The organism is Microbacterium sp. LWH12-1.2 (genome assembly GCF_040675825.1).
Taxonomy (GTDB): domain Bacteria; phylum Actinomycetota; class Actinomycetes; order Actinomycetales; family Microbacteriaceae; genus Microbacterium.
In genome coordinates this window covers 122,594-136,640 of sequence record NZ_JBEGIJ010000001.1, presented here as the reverse complement: position 1 = coordinate 136,640, position 14,047 = coordinate 122,594, and the positions used below count along the sequence as shown (strand labels likewise).

At 66.6% G+C, this 14,047-nt stretch carries 13 protein-coding genes; 6 read left to right on the top strand and 7 right to left on the bottom strand.

Annotated features, from left to right (window positions below; all coding sequences use genetic code 11):
- Window positions 1-8: 8 nt before the first annotated feature.
- Complete coding sequence (locus tag MRBLWH12_RS00625; RefSeq protein ID WP_341975662.1) at window positions 9-323, bottom strand: DUF2277 domain-containing protein; 315 nt, start codon at window positions 321-323, stop codon at window positions 9-11.
- Window positions 324-379: 56 nt separating this feature from the next.
- The gene (locus tag MRBLWH12_RS00620; protein ID WP_363544936.1) at window positions 380-1,018 is read right to left on the bottom strand and encodes a TetR/AcrR family transcriptional regulator; all 639 of its coding nucleotides are present in this window, start codon (window positions 1,016-1,018) and stop codon (window positions 380-382) included.
- A gap of 96 nt (window positions 1,019-1,114) precedes the next feature.
- Here MRBLWH12_RS00620 and MRBLWH12_RS00615 point away from each other — a divergent pair, with 96 nt between their 5' ends.
- A complete protein-coding gene (locus MRBLWH12_RS00615) occupies window positions 1,115-2,551 on the top strand; it encodes a DHA2 family efflux MFS transporter permease subunit (RefSeq protein ID WP_363544933.1) in 1,437 nt (478 codons plus the stop codon).
- A gap of 141 nt (window positions 2,552-2,692) precedes the next feature.
- Here the strand turns inward: MRBLWH12_RS00615 and guaB are convergent, their stop codons facing one another.
- The gene (guaB, locus tag MRBLWH12_RS00610; RefSeq protein WP_341975663.1) at window positions 2,693-4,195 is read right to left on the bottom strand and encodes an IMP dehydrogenase; all 1,503 of its coding nucleotides are present in this window, start codon (window positions 4,193-4,195) and stop codon (window positions 2,693-2,695) included.
- Window positions 4,196-4,535: 340 nt separating this feature from the next.
- Between guaB and MRBLWH12_RS00605 the strand changes: the two genes are divergently transcribed.
- The 4 genes from MRBLWH12_RS00605 to MRBLWH12_RS00590 are packed head-to-tail and all read left to right on the top strand — an operon-like array spanning window position 4,536 to window position 8,516.
- Window positions 4,536-5,762 (top strand): branched-chain amino acid ABC transporter permease, encoded by a 1,227-nt coding sequence (locus MRBLWH12_RS00605; RefSeq protein WP_341978507.1) that lies wholly within the window; start codon window positions 4,536-4,538, stop codon window positions 5,760-5,762.
- 3 nt (window positions 5,763-5,765) lie between these two features.
- Window positions 5,766-6,743 carry a branched-chain amino acid ABC transporter permease gene (locus MRBLWH12_RS00600; RefSeq protein ID WP_341975664.1) on the top strand — a complete coding sequence of 326 codons (978 nt, stop codon included), beginning with the start codon at window positions 5,766-5,768 and terminating at the stop codon, window positions 6,741-6,743.
- Window positions 6,733-7,785 (top strand): ABC transporter ATP-binding protein, encoded by a 1,053-nt coding sequence (locus tag MRBLWH12_RS00595; RefSeq protein ID WP_414684892.1) that lies wholly within the window; start codon window positions 6,733-6,735, stop codon window positions 7,783-7,785. The genes MRBLWH12_RS00600 and MRBLWH12_RS00595 overlap by 11 nt, the downstream gene beginning before the upstream one ends.
- Window positions 7,782-8,516 (top strand): ABC transporter ATP-binding protein, encoded by a 735-nt coding sequence (locus MRBLWH12_RS00590; RefSeq protein ID WP_341975665.1) that lies wholly within the window; start codon window positions 7,782-7,784, stop codon window positions 8,514-8,516. The genes MRBLWH12_RS00595 and MRBLWH12_RS00590 overlap by 4 nt, the downstream gene beginning before the upstream one ends.
- 126 nt (window positions 8,517-8,642) lie before the next feature.
- Here the strand turns inward: MRBLWH12_RS00590 and MRBLWH12_RS00585 are convergent, their stop codons facing one another.
- The 3 genes from MRBLWH12_RS00585 to groES form a co-directional block, all read right to left on the bottom strand.
- Window positions 8,643-9,911 carry an ABC transporter substrate-binding protein gene (locus tag MRBLWH12_RS00585; RefSeq protein ID WP_341975666.1) on the bottom strand — a complete coding sequence of 423 codons (1,269 nt, stop codon included), beginning with the start codon at window positions 9,909-9,911 and terminating at the stop codon, window positions 8,643-8,645.
- Window positions 9,912-10,055: 144 nt separating this feature from the next.
- On the bottom strand, window positions 10,056-10,943 hold the full coding sequence (gene rarD, locus MRBLWH12_RS00580; RefSeq protein WP_407359239.1) for an EamA family transporter RarD: 888 nt from the start codon (window positions 10,941-10,943) through the stop codon (window positions 10,056-10,058).
- 142 nt (window positions 10,944-11,085) lie between these two features.
- Window positions 11,086-11,382 carry a co-chaperone GroES gene (gene groES, locus MRBLWH12_RS00575; protein WP_363544927.1) on the bottom strand — a complete coding sequence of 99 codons (297 nt, stop codon included), beginning with the start codon at window positions 11,380-11,382 and terminating at the stop codon, window positions 11,086-11,088.
- A 181-nt stretch (window positions 11,383-11,563) separates the two neighbouring features.
- Between groES and MRBLWH12_RS00570 the strand changes: the two genes are divergently transcribed.
- The gene (locus MRBLWH12_RS00570; protein ID WP_363544924.1) at window positions 11,564-12,760 is read left to right on the top strand and encodes a class I SAM-dependent methyltransferase; all 1,197 of its coding nucleotides are present in this window, start codon (window positions 11,564-11,566) and stop codon (window positions 12,758-12,760) included.
- A gap of 15 nt (window positions 12,761-12,775) precedes the next feature.
- Here MRBLWH12_RS00570 and MRBLWH12_RS00565 read toward each other — a convergent pair whose 3' ends face one another.
- A complete protein-coding gene (locus tag MRBLWH12_RS00565; protein WP_363544921.1) occupies window positions 12,776-14,047 on the bottom strand; it encodes a hypothetical protein in 1,272 nt (423 codons plus the stop codon).

Sequence of the window (14,047 nt, the reverse complement as noted above, 5' to 3'; positions counted from 1 at the left end):
CTCGTCGTCTAGGACGCAGCGCGAGCGGCCCGTTTCTCCTGCTGAAAGACGCGGATGGCCTCGTAACGGTCGGCGGAACGCGCCTGGCGCTTGGCCGCTTCATCTTCGCGATTCTTCGGCGGAGCGGAAGTGACGAGGCCGTCGAGGAGTCGACGGGTCGCCTGTGCGATCTCGGCGACGGCTCTGTCGAACGTCTCCTGATTGGCCCGCGAAGGGCTGGTGGTTCCGGCGATCTTGCGCACGAACTGCAGAGCCGCGTCATCGCACTCCTCGTCGGTCGCGGCGGGCTCCAGATTGTTCAGCGGGACGATGTTTCGGCACATACCGGCACGGTACGCCGCGAGTGCGGAATACGAAAGGGCGGATCCTCGCCGACCGGCTACCAGCGTTCTCCACCGCGGGGAAGCACCTCGAGCACGTGGGGCAGTTCACTGGGGAAGCACGAACGGAACAACTCGGTGATCTGAGGATCGGACCCGTAGTCGTCGACGATCCGGAGCCCGACCATGGTGCTGATGAGCATCCCCTCGGCGAAGAAGGCGCGCGCCGCATCGGCATCCAGACGCATCTCGTCACGGACGAACCGCCAGACCTGAGCGAACCCGCGGCGCGCGGCCGGGCCGATCACCGGATGACCGCCGAGCAGATAGCCGTGCGCGAGGGTCTGATGCAGTCCTCGCACGGCGATCAAGTCGACGTAAGCCTGAGCGACGCGCTTGTCGACCTTCTCTTCTTCGTCGTGCGGCTGCGCGAGCGCGCTCCTGAATGAGGCGAGCAGCCGGTCGAGGGCATCGCCCATGGCCGCGAGGAACAGGTTCTCCTTGGAGCCGAAGAGGCGCACGACATAGGTCTGACTGACACCGGCCGCACGGGCGACCTCGTCCGTGGTCGCCCCCTCGTACCCGCGGGCTCCGAACACGGCGAGCGCCGCCTGGACGATCTGCACACGCCGCTCGTCGGAGGAGAACCTCCGACCCGACGCTTCGGGGGAGTCGCCGGGTGCCGCTGCAGAGGTCATATCGAAAGGATATCAGCGGAGGCTTGACTTTGTAATCATTTGATTACTACATTGCTGGAAACACTAGTAATCAGTCAATTACAACTGGAGTTCCACATGTCTCGACTCGCCCCCACCGCCCGGGCCCGCCCGGTCGCGCTCGTCATCGCCGCGGCCTCCCTGCCGATGTTCATGGCCACTCTCGACAACCTCATCATGACCAACGCCCTCCCCGTGCTGCATGAGGAGATGGGCGCCAAGGTCGAAGAGCTGCAGTGGTTCGTCAACGCCTACGCGCTCGCATTCGCCGGCGCGATCCTGACTGCCTCTGCCCTGGGAGACCGATTCGGGCGTCGCACCGTCTTCGTGATCGGCATCGCGATCTTCGGTCTGGGCTCCCTGTTCGCCGCGTTGAGCGGCGACCCGGACCAACTGATCACCGCACGGGCTGTGCAGGGAATCGGTGCCGCAGCCGTGATGCCTCTGTCGCTGGCGCTCCTCACGGGAGCCGTTCCCGCCTCGCGCCGCCCGCTGGCGATCGGGATCTGGGGCGGAGTGTCCGGTCTCGGTGTGGCGGTGGGCCCGCTCATCGGAGGCACGATCATCGAGAACTGGAGCTGGCAGGCCATCTTCTGGATCAACATCCCCGTGGCGCTCGTCGCCATCCCGCTCGCACTCGGCGTGTTGAACAACGACTTCGGCGCGCGGCTGCGCATCGATGTGCCAGGGGCCGTCCTCGCAGCACTCGGCGTGCTCGCGCTCGTGCATGCGATCGTCCGCGGCAACGAGGACGGATGGGACTCCCTCGGCGTGATCGCGGAGCTGGTCCTCGGAACAGCATTCCTGATCGCCTTCCTGATCTGGCAGGCACGGTCAAAGACCCCGCTCGTGCCGCTGCGCCTGTTCCGTGATCGCTCGTTCTCGATCACGAACATCGTCGGGTTCGCGTTCAGCTTCGGCACCTTCGGATCGGTGTTCATCCTGATCCAGTACCTACAGGTCGTGCAGGGTTCCACGCCTCTCGAGGCCGCGGTGCAGACCACCCCCTGGACACTCGCCCCGATGTTCGTGGCTCCGATCGCCGGCATGATCGCGCCGCGCGTCGGCACTCGTGCGCTTCTGGTACCGGGGCTGCTGCTGCAGGGGGTCGCGCTCGCCTGGATCGCGTTGATCACCGCGCCCGACCTCGACTACCCGAGCCTGATCCCGCCGTTCATCCTCGCCGGCATCGGCATGGGCCTCGTCTTCGCCCCGTCGGCGACAGCCCTCCTGGCCACCCTCGGACTCGTCGACCACGCCAAAGCGTCCGGGGTGAACTCGACCATCCGCGAACTCGGCGTCGCGCTCGGCACGGCGGTGATGACCGCGATCTTCGTCGGCGCCGGGGGCCAGCTGACTCCCGACCTCTACGTCGACGCCGCGAAGCCGGCGGTGCTGGCGGGCGCTGCCGTGCTGCTGGTCGCGACCGTCGTCGCGTTGTGGCTGCCGTCAGGGCGGTCGACCTCCGCCCCCGCTTCCGCCCCGGCCGTCGCTGAACCCGCGTTGGTCGGCTGACGGAACGGACATGCGAAAGGGGGCGGATGCCGCAGCATCCGCCCCCTCCCGTTCAAGGTCTCGACTCGGGCGCTGGGCGCCCTCGCTCAACCCGGGTCAGCCCGCGTCATGTCCGCTGCGCGGCCGTGACCCGATGCCGACTCACTTCTTGTAGTTGGGCGCCTCGACGACGATCTGCACGTCGTGCGGGTGGGACTCCTTGAGTCCTGCCGCCGTGATGCGCACGAACTTGCCACGCTGCTTGAGCTCCTCGATCGTGCGAGCCCCGACGTAGAACATCGACTGCCGGAGTCCGCCGACGAGCTGGTACGCGACGGCGCCCAGCGGGCCACGGTACGGCACCTGCCCCTCGATGCCCTCGGGGATGAGCTTGTCGTCGTTGGGGACGTCGGCCTGGAAGTAACGGTCCTTCGAGTACGACGTCTGCTTGCCACGGGTCTGCATCGCACCGAGCGATCCCATGCCGCGGTACTGCTTGAACTGCTTGCCCGACTGGAAGACGATCTCGCCCGGCGACTCGTCGGTGCCGGCGAGAAGCGAGCCGAGCATCACCGCGTCAGCACCGGCGACGAGCGCCTTGGCGATGTCGCCGGAGTACTGCAGGCCTCCGTCGGCGATCACCGGGATGCCCGCTGGGCGCGCCGCGAGCGATGCCTCGTACACGGCGGTGACCTGCGGCACGCCGACGCCGGCCACGACGCGGGTGGTGCAGATCGATCCGGGGCCGACGCCGACCTTGACGGCATCCACACCCGCGTCGATCAGCGCCTGCGCGCCCTCACGGGTTGCGACATTGCCGCCGATGATGTCGATGTGGGCGAACGACTCGTCGGCCTTCAGCCGGCGGACGAGATCGATGACGCCCTGGGACTGCCCGTTCGCGGTGTCGACCACGAGCACGTCGACGCCGGCATCGCGCAGCGCCTCGGCGCGCTCCCACGCGTCGCCGAAGAAGCCGATCGCCGCTCCGACACGCAGTCGGCCCTGGTCGTCCTTGGTGGCGAGCGGGTACTTCTCGCTCTTGTCGAAGTCCTTGATCGTGATGAGTCCGGCGAGCTTGCCGTTCTCGTCGATGAGCGGCAGCTTCTCGACCCGGTGCTTCGCGAACAGCGCGATGACCTCGCCGGCGGCGACGCCGACCTTCGCGGTCACGAGGTTCTCCGAGGTCATCACGTCCTTCACGAACGTGGTCTGGCGCTCGAAGCCAGAGACGAAACGCATGTCGCGGTTGGTGATGATTCCGAGCAGACGCCCATCGGCGTCGACAACGGGAAGGCCGGAGATGCGGTACTGCGCGCACAGGGCGTCGACCTCTTCGACGGTGGCATCCGGGTTCGTGGTGATCGGGTCGGTGATCATGCCCGATTCGCTGCGCTTGACCCTGTCGACCTGCGACGCCTGGTCAGCGATCGAGAGGTTGCGGTGCAGGATGCCGATGCCGCCTTCACGGGCCATCGCGATCGCCATGCGCGCCTCGGTGACGGTGTCCATCGCGCTGGAGAGCAGCGGTGTGGCGACCGAGATGCGGCGGGTGACCCGCGAGGAGGTGTCCGCCTCGCTGGGGATGACGTCGGTGTGCCCCGGAAGGAGCAGCACGTCGTCATAGGTCAATCCGACGAAGCCGAAGGGGTCGGGCTGGTCCATGGAAGCTCCTCCTGCGCGCGTGGCGCGAATCCGAGTACGTGTACGGGGCGGTCGACGTCGGCCGGTGCGGGCCGAAACCCCTATGCAGATTCTAAGCGAGACACGCCCGAGAACATTCCCTGAGCGGCGTCAGGACCCTCCGTGCGGCCCCGGAGGTAGGAGATTCGCGAATCGCGCACTACGCTCAAGTGCGTCGTCCATCGATGCGGCGCATACCCGATGCCGCAGAGACAGCACTCACAGTGGAGGTTGCGTGGGACCCACAACGATCGCCGTCCGGCGAACGCGAACCGTATTGGTCGCGTTCCTCGGGATTCTGATCGCGCTGAGCGCGATCTTGATGCAGCCACCGGCACCCGCATCAGCCGACACCACCGATGACGGCCAGGAGATCACCGACTTCTACTTCGCCGGGGTGATCACCTTCGACGACGAACCTGTCGAAGGCGTCGCCATGACGATCGAAGGCAACGGTTTCAAGGGCGAGACCGAAACGGACGCCGAAGGCAAATGGCGTCTGTACGTGCCGGAGAAAGAGGAGTACACGCTCAGCCTCGATGAGTCGACGCTTCCCGACGGCGTGATCGTCGAGGGCGATTCCGCATCGCAGAAGGTCGAGTTCGGCCTCACCGGCACGAAGATCGTCAACCTGTTCCTCGGCGAGGGGGTGCGCGAGACCACGTCGTTCATCGACCAGCTGCTGTCGCGTCTCGTCGGCGGGCTGAACTTCGGCCTCCTTCTCGCGCTGGCCTCCATGGGCGCGGCGCTCATCTACGGCACCACCCGGTTGTCGAACTTTGCACACGCGGAGATGGTCACCTGGGGCGGCCTGGTGGCGTTGCTGTTCACCTCGTTCTGGCACCTTCCGCTCTGGCTTGGACTCATCGCCGCAGTCATCGGCGGCGGGCTGTTCGGCTGGGCGCTGGATGCCGGAATCTGGCGTCCACTGCGTCATCGCGGCCTCGGCGTCGTTCAGCTCATGATCGTGAGCATCGGCCTGTCTCTCGCCCTGCGCTACGCATTCCAGTTCGTCATCGGCGGCGGCACGATGCAGTTGCCGGGCGCGAGCCCCACACCCATCCAGTTCGGACCGGTCTCGCTGTCCTACATCGACCTCGTCTCGATGGGCCTGAGCATCGTCGTCATCCTCTTCGTCGCCTACTTCCTCACCCGCACGCGGGTCGGAAAGGCGACCAGAGCCATCTCGGACAACCCCCAGCTCGCGGCCGCGTCCGGCATCGACGTCGATCGGGTCATCCGCACCGTCTGGATCCTCGCGGGTGTGCTCGCCGCGATCTCCGGTGTGCTCTGGGCCTATTTCCGCCCCGGCGTGAAGTGGGACATGGGCATGCAGATGCTGCTCCTGATCTTCGCTGCGATCACTCTCGGTGGCCTCGGCACTGCCTTCGGCGCCCTCCTCGGGTCCCTGATCGTCGGAATGGCCGTGGAGGTCTCGACGCTCTGGATCCCCTCGGACTTGAAGTACGCGAGCGCTCTGGTGGTGCTCATCCTCATCCTCTTGGTGAGACCGCAAGGGCTGCTCGGACGCAGGGAAAGGCTGGGCTGACGCATGGACTTCGGAAGCATCTTCGGCAATACAGCCGCGTACCTGTTCAGCCCCGTGACGATCGCCTACGCACTGGCCGCGACCGGCCTCGCCGTGCATTTCGGATACGCAGGTCTGCTCAACTTCGGCATGGCGGCGTTCATGGCGGTCGGCGGCTACGGCTACGCGATCTCGGTTCTCTCGTTCGGCCTCCCCTGGTGGTTCGGCATGATCATCGGGCTGCTGGGCGGCGCGCTCTTCGCCGTCCTCCTCGGTATCCCCACGCTGCGTCTGAGAGCCGACTATCTCGCCATCGCGACGATCGCCGCCGGTGAGATCGTCCGTCTGCTGTTCACCACCCAGGTGTTCGACGAGTGGACGAACTCGGCCGACGGCCTGGCCGGGTACCACTCGGGTTTCCGTGACGCGAACCCGTTCCCGCCCGGGACATACGGATTCGGCCCGTGGACGTACAACGAGGGCGATCTGTGGAACCGCGTGTTCGGCCTGATCCTGCTCGGCGTCGCCGTCCTGCTGGTCTGGATGCTGATGCGCAGCCCGTGGGGCCGCGTACTCAAGGGCATCCGCGAAGACGAGGACGCCGTCCGCTCGCTGGGAAAGAACGTCTTCGCCTACAAGATGCAGGCGCTCGTCGTCGGCGGCATGATCGGAGCGGCCGGAGGCATCGTGTTCGCCCTCCCCTCGGCGGTCGTCCCCAGCAGCTACACCACGTCGCTCACCTTCTTCCTGTGGACGATCCTGCTGCTCGGCGGCGCGGCCACGGTCTTCGGTCCGACCCTCGGCGCGGTGCTCTTCTGGCTCGTCTTCGCGTTCCTCGGCAACCTGCTGCCCGACATGGCTGCGGCGGGGCTGCTGCCGATGTCCGACAGCCAGGCGGGCACGATCCGCTTCGTGCTGGTCGGTGTCGCCCTCATGCTGCTGGTGATCTTCCGCCCGCAGGGCATCCTCGGAGACAAGAGGGAGATGACCTTTGTCAAGTGACCAGACCCCGGCCGCACCGTCGACCGGAAGCATCCGTCGCCCCAAGGCGACCGGCCTCGCCAAGGGGCCAGCCGCACCCGGCGTCGCCAAGGTCGACCCGATTCTGATCGCCGACCGCATCCAGCGCCGCTTCGGCGGCCTCACGGCGGTGGACGTCGACCACGTCGAGATCCCCCGCGGCGCGATCACCGCACTGATCGGGCCCAACGGCGCCGGCAAGACGACGCTGTTCAACCTGCTCTGCGGCTTCGACAAGCCCAACACAGGAACGTGGTCGTTCGACGGCAAGAACCTCGCCGGCATCCCCTCGTTCAAGGTCGCGCGCATGGGACAGGTGCGCACCTTCCAACTGACCAAGTCGCTGTCGCTGCTGACCGTGCTGGAGAACATGAAGCTCGGCGCCCCGCACCAGCGCGGCGAGGGCTTCTGGACGAGTCTGCTGCCGTTCATCTGGCGCAAGCAGGACACCGAGATCGAAGCCAAAGCGCGTAACCTGCTCGCCCGCTTCAAGCTCGACGCCAAGGAGAAGGACTTCGCCGCGTCGCTCTCCGGTGGGCAGCGCAAGCTTCTCGAGATGGCCCGCGCGCTGATGAGCGATCCGAATCTCGTCATGCTCGACGAGCCGATGGCCGGCGTCAACCCGGCCCTCACCCAGTCGCTTCTCGAGCACATCCTCGACCTCAAGGAGCAGGGCATGACCGTGCTCTTCGTCGAGCACGACATGCACATGGTCCGCCACATCGCCGACTGGGTCGTCGTGATGGCAGAGGGACGCGTCGTGGCTGAAGGGCCACCGGACGAGGTCATGGAAGATCCTGCCGTCGTCGATGCGTACCTCGGCGCTCACCAGGATCTCGATCTGGGCGCGGTCACCGGCAGGATCCCCGTCATCGAATCCGCGGCGGCCGAACGTCTGCGCCGCGAGATCGAGGCCGAGGCGCAGGCCGAGCTGGCAGGCGAGCAGCCGTCCGCCCATGGCCCCGCCGGAGCGACCGCGGCTGAGCCGACCCGACCGACTGCGACCGATGAGGAGAAGGCATGAGCGACGACATCGTCGTGGAGATGAAGGATGTCCACGCCGGGTACCTCCCCGGTGTCAACATCCTCAACGGAGCCAACCTTGTCGCCCGCAAGGGCGAGCTGATCGGCATCATCGGACCGAACGGGGCCGGCAAGTCGACCCTGCTCAAGGCGATGTTCGGACTCGTGAACGTGCGCTCCGGTGAGGTCACCTTGAACGGCGAGAGCATCGTCGGGCTGAAGGCCGACAAGCTCGTCAAGCGCGGTGTGGCGTTCGTTCCGCAGACGAACAACGTCTTTCCGTCGCTCACCATCGAGGAGAACCTGCAGATGGGGTTGTACCAGAACCCCAAGATCTACGCGGAGCGGCTGGAGTTCGTCTCCAGCATCTTCGCGGAGCTGGGTACGCGCCTCAAGCAACGTGCAGGATCACTGTCGGGCGGCGAGCGTCAGATGGTGGCGATGTCGCGCGCACTGATGATGGATCCGTCCGTCCTGCTGCTGGACGAGCCCTCGGCAGGACTCTCGCCGGTGCGGCAGGATGATGCGTTCATCCGCGTCTCCGACATCAACAAGGCGGGCGTCACGACCATCATGGTCGAGCAGAACGCTCGACGCTGCCTGCAGATCTGTGATCGCGGCTACGTGCTCGATCAGGGCAAGGACGCCTACGAGGGCACCGGTCGCGAGCTGCTGAACGACCCGAAGGTCATCGGCCTCTACCTGGGAACCCTGGGCACCGACGCGGCCTGAGACGTCTCGCAGAAGGGGGTGGATGCCACGGCATCCACCCCCTTCTGCATGTCCGTTCCCATCCGTGCTCCCGGCACGAGGAAGGCCCCGGATGCCAGCATCCGGGGCCTTCACACTGCGGTTCGGTCAGTTGATCCGCGAGTAGGTGTTGTCTGCGCCGTACTCGAAGACGCCGATCGCGGCACCCTTCGGGTCGCCGTTCTCGTCGAACGTGACGTCACCGGAGTAGCCGTCGTAGTCGGCCGTGCCGCCTCCGTTGATGATCTCGGCGCACTCGGCGAAGCTGGTGCACTTCTCGCCATCGCCGGAGCCACCGGAGACTTCCTGCATCTTGGCTGCGATGTCGACGCCCTCGGTCGAGCCCGCCGCGAGCGAAGCCAGCGCGAGCAGGATCACTGCGTCGTACGCCTCGGCCGCGTAGGTCTCGTCCTCGATCTCGGGGTTGCCCTCACCGGTCCACAGCTCCTGAAGACGATCAGTGAAGTCGTCTTCCAGAGCGGGTCCGGGCTTGGTGCCCTTGGCGCCCTCGAGCTTCACGGCGGGAAGGTCCGTCGCGTAACTGTTGGAGAGGTTGCCGTCGACGAGGTAGAAGCTCTTCGGGTCAGCGCCCGCGTTCACGAGCAGCGGAGCGATCGTCTTGAACTCGTCGTACGAGACGACGGCGATCGCGTCGGGCTTGGCCGCCATGATCGTCGACACCTGAGCGTCGAACTGCGCGTCGCCGATGTTGAACGCAGCCTCGGCCACGATCTCGCCGCCGGTGCCTTCGAACGTCGAGGAGATCGCGTCGAAGAGTCCGGTGCCGTAGGCGTTGTTCTGGTAGATGATGCCCAGCGTCTTGTGGCCGTCTTCGGCGATGAGGTTTCCGAGCACCTCACCCTGCAGCAGGTCGCTGGGGGCGGTGCGGAAGTAGAGACCGTTGTCGTCCCACGCGGTGAAGTCCGGAGAAGTGTTGGACGGCGAGATCGTGATGATCCCGGAGCTGATGTTGCCGTCCAGGATCAGCTTGGAAACGGCCGACGACGCGGCGCCGACGACAGCGGCGACGCCTTCGCTCTGCAGCTGCGCGATCGACGTCTCGTATGCCTTGGTGTCGGTGTCGCCCTCGTCCGCAGCGGTCAGGTCGATGGTGACCCCGGCCTTGGCGTCGTTGACCTCTGCGACCGCCAGCTGGGAGCCTGCCTGCATCGGCGGGCCGAGGAAGGACAGGGCGCCGGTCTGCGGCAGCAGCGAGCCGAGCTTCAGCGTCAGGTCTGCCGCTGGCTTGTTCCCGCCCTCGTCGGACGGCTTGTCGGTCGTCGGGCTGCTGCAGCCGGCGATAACGATTGCGGATGCGCTGAGCAGCGCGATCCCCGCGAAGACCTTCGCTGTGCGCGAGCCCTTCAGTGCGTTCATGATGCTCCCTTGCGTGTCTGAACGTGGAGTATGACCACGATCGAGTGCTCTAACCCTAGAGCGTGATCACAGCGAGATGGAGGCGCAAGTGTTTCGGTGCGTTAACGATCCGGGACTCCGTGTCTACCTCGGTGCGCCTCGGATTCAGATGAGCTCGGCGGGGTCCGTCCGTCGGCCGCGGCGCGCGGCGAGCAGCAGGTCGACGACGAAGACCGCGATCGCGACCCACACGATGATGAATCCGGCCCACCGCTCAGGCGGCATCGGCTCGTGCAGGAACGCGACACCGATCACGAACTGCATGATCGGAGTGATGAACTGGATCATCCCGATCACGGTCAGGTTGACCCGGCGGGTACCCGCCGCGAACATCAGCAGTGGCACCGCGGTGACGACTCCCGCGAAGGCGAGCAGCAGGGCGTGCCATCCGCCGTTCGTGCCCATCGTGATTCCGGAGGTCTGCGCGACGACGATGAGCTGAACGACGGCGATGGGGATGAGCCAGAACGATTCCAGGGTCAGGCCGCTGACGGCGTCCACCGCCGGACCGATCTTCTTCTTGATGAGCCCGTAGACGCCGAACGATGCGGTGAGCGAAAGCGCGATCCACGGGAATTCCCCGTACCCGATGACGATCACGGCGACCGCCGCAGCGGCGATGCCGATCGCGGCCCACTGCAGGCGTCTGATGCGCTCGTGCAGCACGAAGACGCCGAGCAGCACGGTGGTGATCGGGTTGATGAAGTACCCGAGGCTCGTCTCGACGATGCGGTCGCTGAGGGTTCCGATGAGGAACACCTGCCAGTTGACGTAGATGAGCAGACCGGCGAGCGCCGTCCAGCCCAACAGCTTCGGTTGCCGCACGATCGCGCGGAACGCACCCCAGCCCCGGGTGATCGTCAGCAGCACCAGACAGAACACGAAGGAGAGCAGCACGCGCCAGGCGACGACCTCCCAAGCTCCGGTGGGCGCCAGCAGCAGGAAGTAAAGGGGCAGCACGCCCCACAGCAGGTAGGCCCCGCCCGCGTACATGGCCCCGGAGGCTCGGCTCTCACGGGTGGACGGGTCTGGGCTCACTGCACAACCCTATGCCCGGGAGACGACCCGGAGGCCGACGGGGACGCAGAAGGGCCCGGATGCGGATGCATCCGGGCCCTTCGAGAACTGCGCTGGCTCAGCGAACGACGACCGCGAGGACGTCACGGGCGGAGAGCACGAGGTACTCGTCCACGCCGAACTTCACCTCGGTGCCGCCGTACTTGCTGTAGAGCACGCGGTCGCCGACGGCGACATCGATCGGAACACGGTTGCCGTTGTCGTCGATGCGGCCGGGGCCAACGGCCACGACGTCGCCCTCCTGGGGCTTCTCCTTGGCAGTGTCGGGGATGACCAGGCCACTCGCGGTGGTCTGCTCGGCCTCGACCTGCTGGATGACGATGCGGTCCTCGAGCGGCTTGATGGAAACCGACACGGTCTACCTCTTCTTTCCTTGACGCTGACACGAAAGACTTGTTCGCACTCTCAACCCGAGAGTGCTAATCCCAGTGTATGCGGTCCATTGGCACTCATGCAATGCGAGTGCCAGCCCTCGGTCCTGCCGATCGTCGAGAGAGCGGGCCGAGACGAAACGCTCGGCCGCATAGGCTGGCGTGGTGGAGATGTCCGAGCTGCGCACCCTGCTCACCGCCGAAGGCCTGTCGCTTCTCGACGGCACCGAGCCGCTCGAGTCGCTGTCCGACGTCACCCGCACGGTCTCACGGATGCGCGCAGCGGGCCACTCCCCTGAGCTCGTCACCGCCGTGGTCGGACAGGTGAGTCTGCGGGCTCGGGCGAAGTCGAAGTTCGGCGACTTCGCCGATCGGATGCTGTTCACCCGCGCTGGACTCGAACAGGCGACTCGCCTTGGCGTGGCCGCCCGGCACGCCCAGCGCATGCGCGGTGCCGGCATCACGAGCGTCGCAGACCTGGGATGCGGCATCGGTGGCGACGCCCTCGCCTTCGCCGGCGCGGGACTCCGTGTGCACGCTGTCGATGCCGACGAGGTCACATCCGCGATCGCGGCGTACAACCTCGCCCCCTTCGCCGGCGATGTGAGCGTGCAGCACGGCACCGCCGAATCGGCCGATCTCAGCGGGGTGGACGCCGTCTGGATGGACCCGGCACGGCGCACTTCGGGTCACAGCGAGACGCGACGCGTCACGGCATCCGACTACTCCCCCTCGCTGGACTGGGCATTCGAACTGGCATCGCGCGTTCCGACCGGGATCAAGCTCGGCCCCGGACACGACCGTGACGCCCTGCCGGCGGATGCCGAAGCGCAATGGGTCAGCGTCGACGGCAGCGTCGTGGAGCTGGTGCTGTGGACGGGCGTGCTCGCCCGGAACGAGGTCCGCAGAGCGGCGCTGGTGATCCGTGGCGACCAGTCGTATGAACTCACCGCCGGTGCGGATGCCGAGGATGCCCCGGTCCGGGAACTCGGCGCGTACCTGCACGAACCGGATGGCGCGGTGATCCGTGCGCGTCTCATCGGCGACGTGGCGCGGAGCCTGGAGGCCGGCATGCTCGACGAGCACATCGCCTATCTGACGTCGGATGCCGCTCTCACGAGCCCGTTCGTGCAGTCGTTCCGCGTGCGCGAGACGATGCCGGCGAACTCGAAATCGATCAACGCCGTACTCAAAGCCAACGGCATCGGCACGCTGGAGATCAAGAAACGGGGCATGGACATCGACCCTGCCGCCTTCCGGAAGAAACTGACGTTGCGCGGTGACGAGTCGGCGACGCTGATCCTCACTCGAATCGGCAGTCGGCGTCTCGCGATCCTCGCCGACCGAGTGCAGGCGGGATAACGCCCGCCGAGGCGATCACCCCTGTGGAACGTCGGTGCCGACCTCGATCGGGTCGCCGTGCTCGCCGCCCACCTCGACCCGGTCGCCTGGCTTGACGGTGAACAGTTCGCCCGCATCAGCGGTGATCGTGAGGTACGGGGTCTGCCATTTCGTGAAGAGCACGTCGAAGGTCCAGCTCTTCGAGATACCTCTCGCCACGTCCACATCGGCGATCATCAGCGAGAGGCCCCCCTCCAGGGCCTGCGCCGACGGAAGGCAGGACTCCGCGCTGGAGGACTCGCGGTCGACGATCAGACAGCGCTCGTCGTTCTCGGCGCGGTGCGCCAGCCACACGGGCCGCCCCTCGAAGGTGCCCGCCTGGTTGAGCATCGACACCTCGTAGCCTTCCGCGATGAGCTCCTCGACGCGCGGATGCTGACTTTCGTCGAACTGCTCGAGCCAATTGCCCGAATTCGTCCATCGCTGAATCGCGACCATCGGCTCATCGTCGGCCGAGTACAGCAGAGTCGCGCCGATGCCCGTGCTCTCATAGCTCCCGCTCTCCGGGTCAGGGTCGGATTCCTCGAGCGTCAGGAACAGGTTCATTCCGTGCGCCGCGGCGTCGGCCACCGGGCGGCAGTCGAGGGTCGAGAGCTCCCCGACATCGAGCACGATGCACGCGAAATCGCCGTCGTTCCTCGTGGCAAACCAGACCAGAGCCTCCTCGTCGCGCGCGATCGCGCGTACCGACCCCTCGTCGTAATTGCCCTTGTCATAGAGCTCGAGCCGACGCTGCACCTGATCGTCGGTCAGCGCGATCGCGTCCGAGCGCTGCCCGAAGATCGCCCACCCAGCCGCGAGCCCAAGCAGGAGGAGAGCCGCGGAGATTGCGGCCAGCGGGCGCCAGAACAGGCGCAGCATGCTGCGGCTCGGCTCAGGCGCCACCTCGGTCGTTGAGCCATCCGCCCCCTCCCCGGTCGTTGAGCCATCCGCCCCCTCCCCGGTCGTTGAGCGAGCGAAGCGAGTCGAAACGCGCTGATCCGCTGTCGACGCCGGTGCAGGCGTTTCGTCTCGTCGCTGCGCTCCTCGCTCAACGACCGACGAAGAAGCCCGGTCGATGAGGGTCGCTTCCCCGACCGTTGAGCGAGCGGAGCGAGACGAAACGCCCTGACCCGCACTCGACGCCGGCATTCGCTGGAGCTCGAGTTGCCGCATCCGCTCTGCATCCGCGTCAGAGAGGCCGCCGTCGCGCCCGTATGCCCGCGCCTGCAACGCGCGGAGTTCCACGAGTTCGTCGGCGCTGAGCAT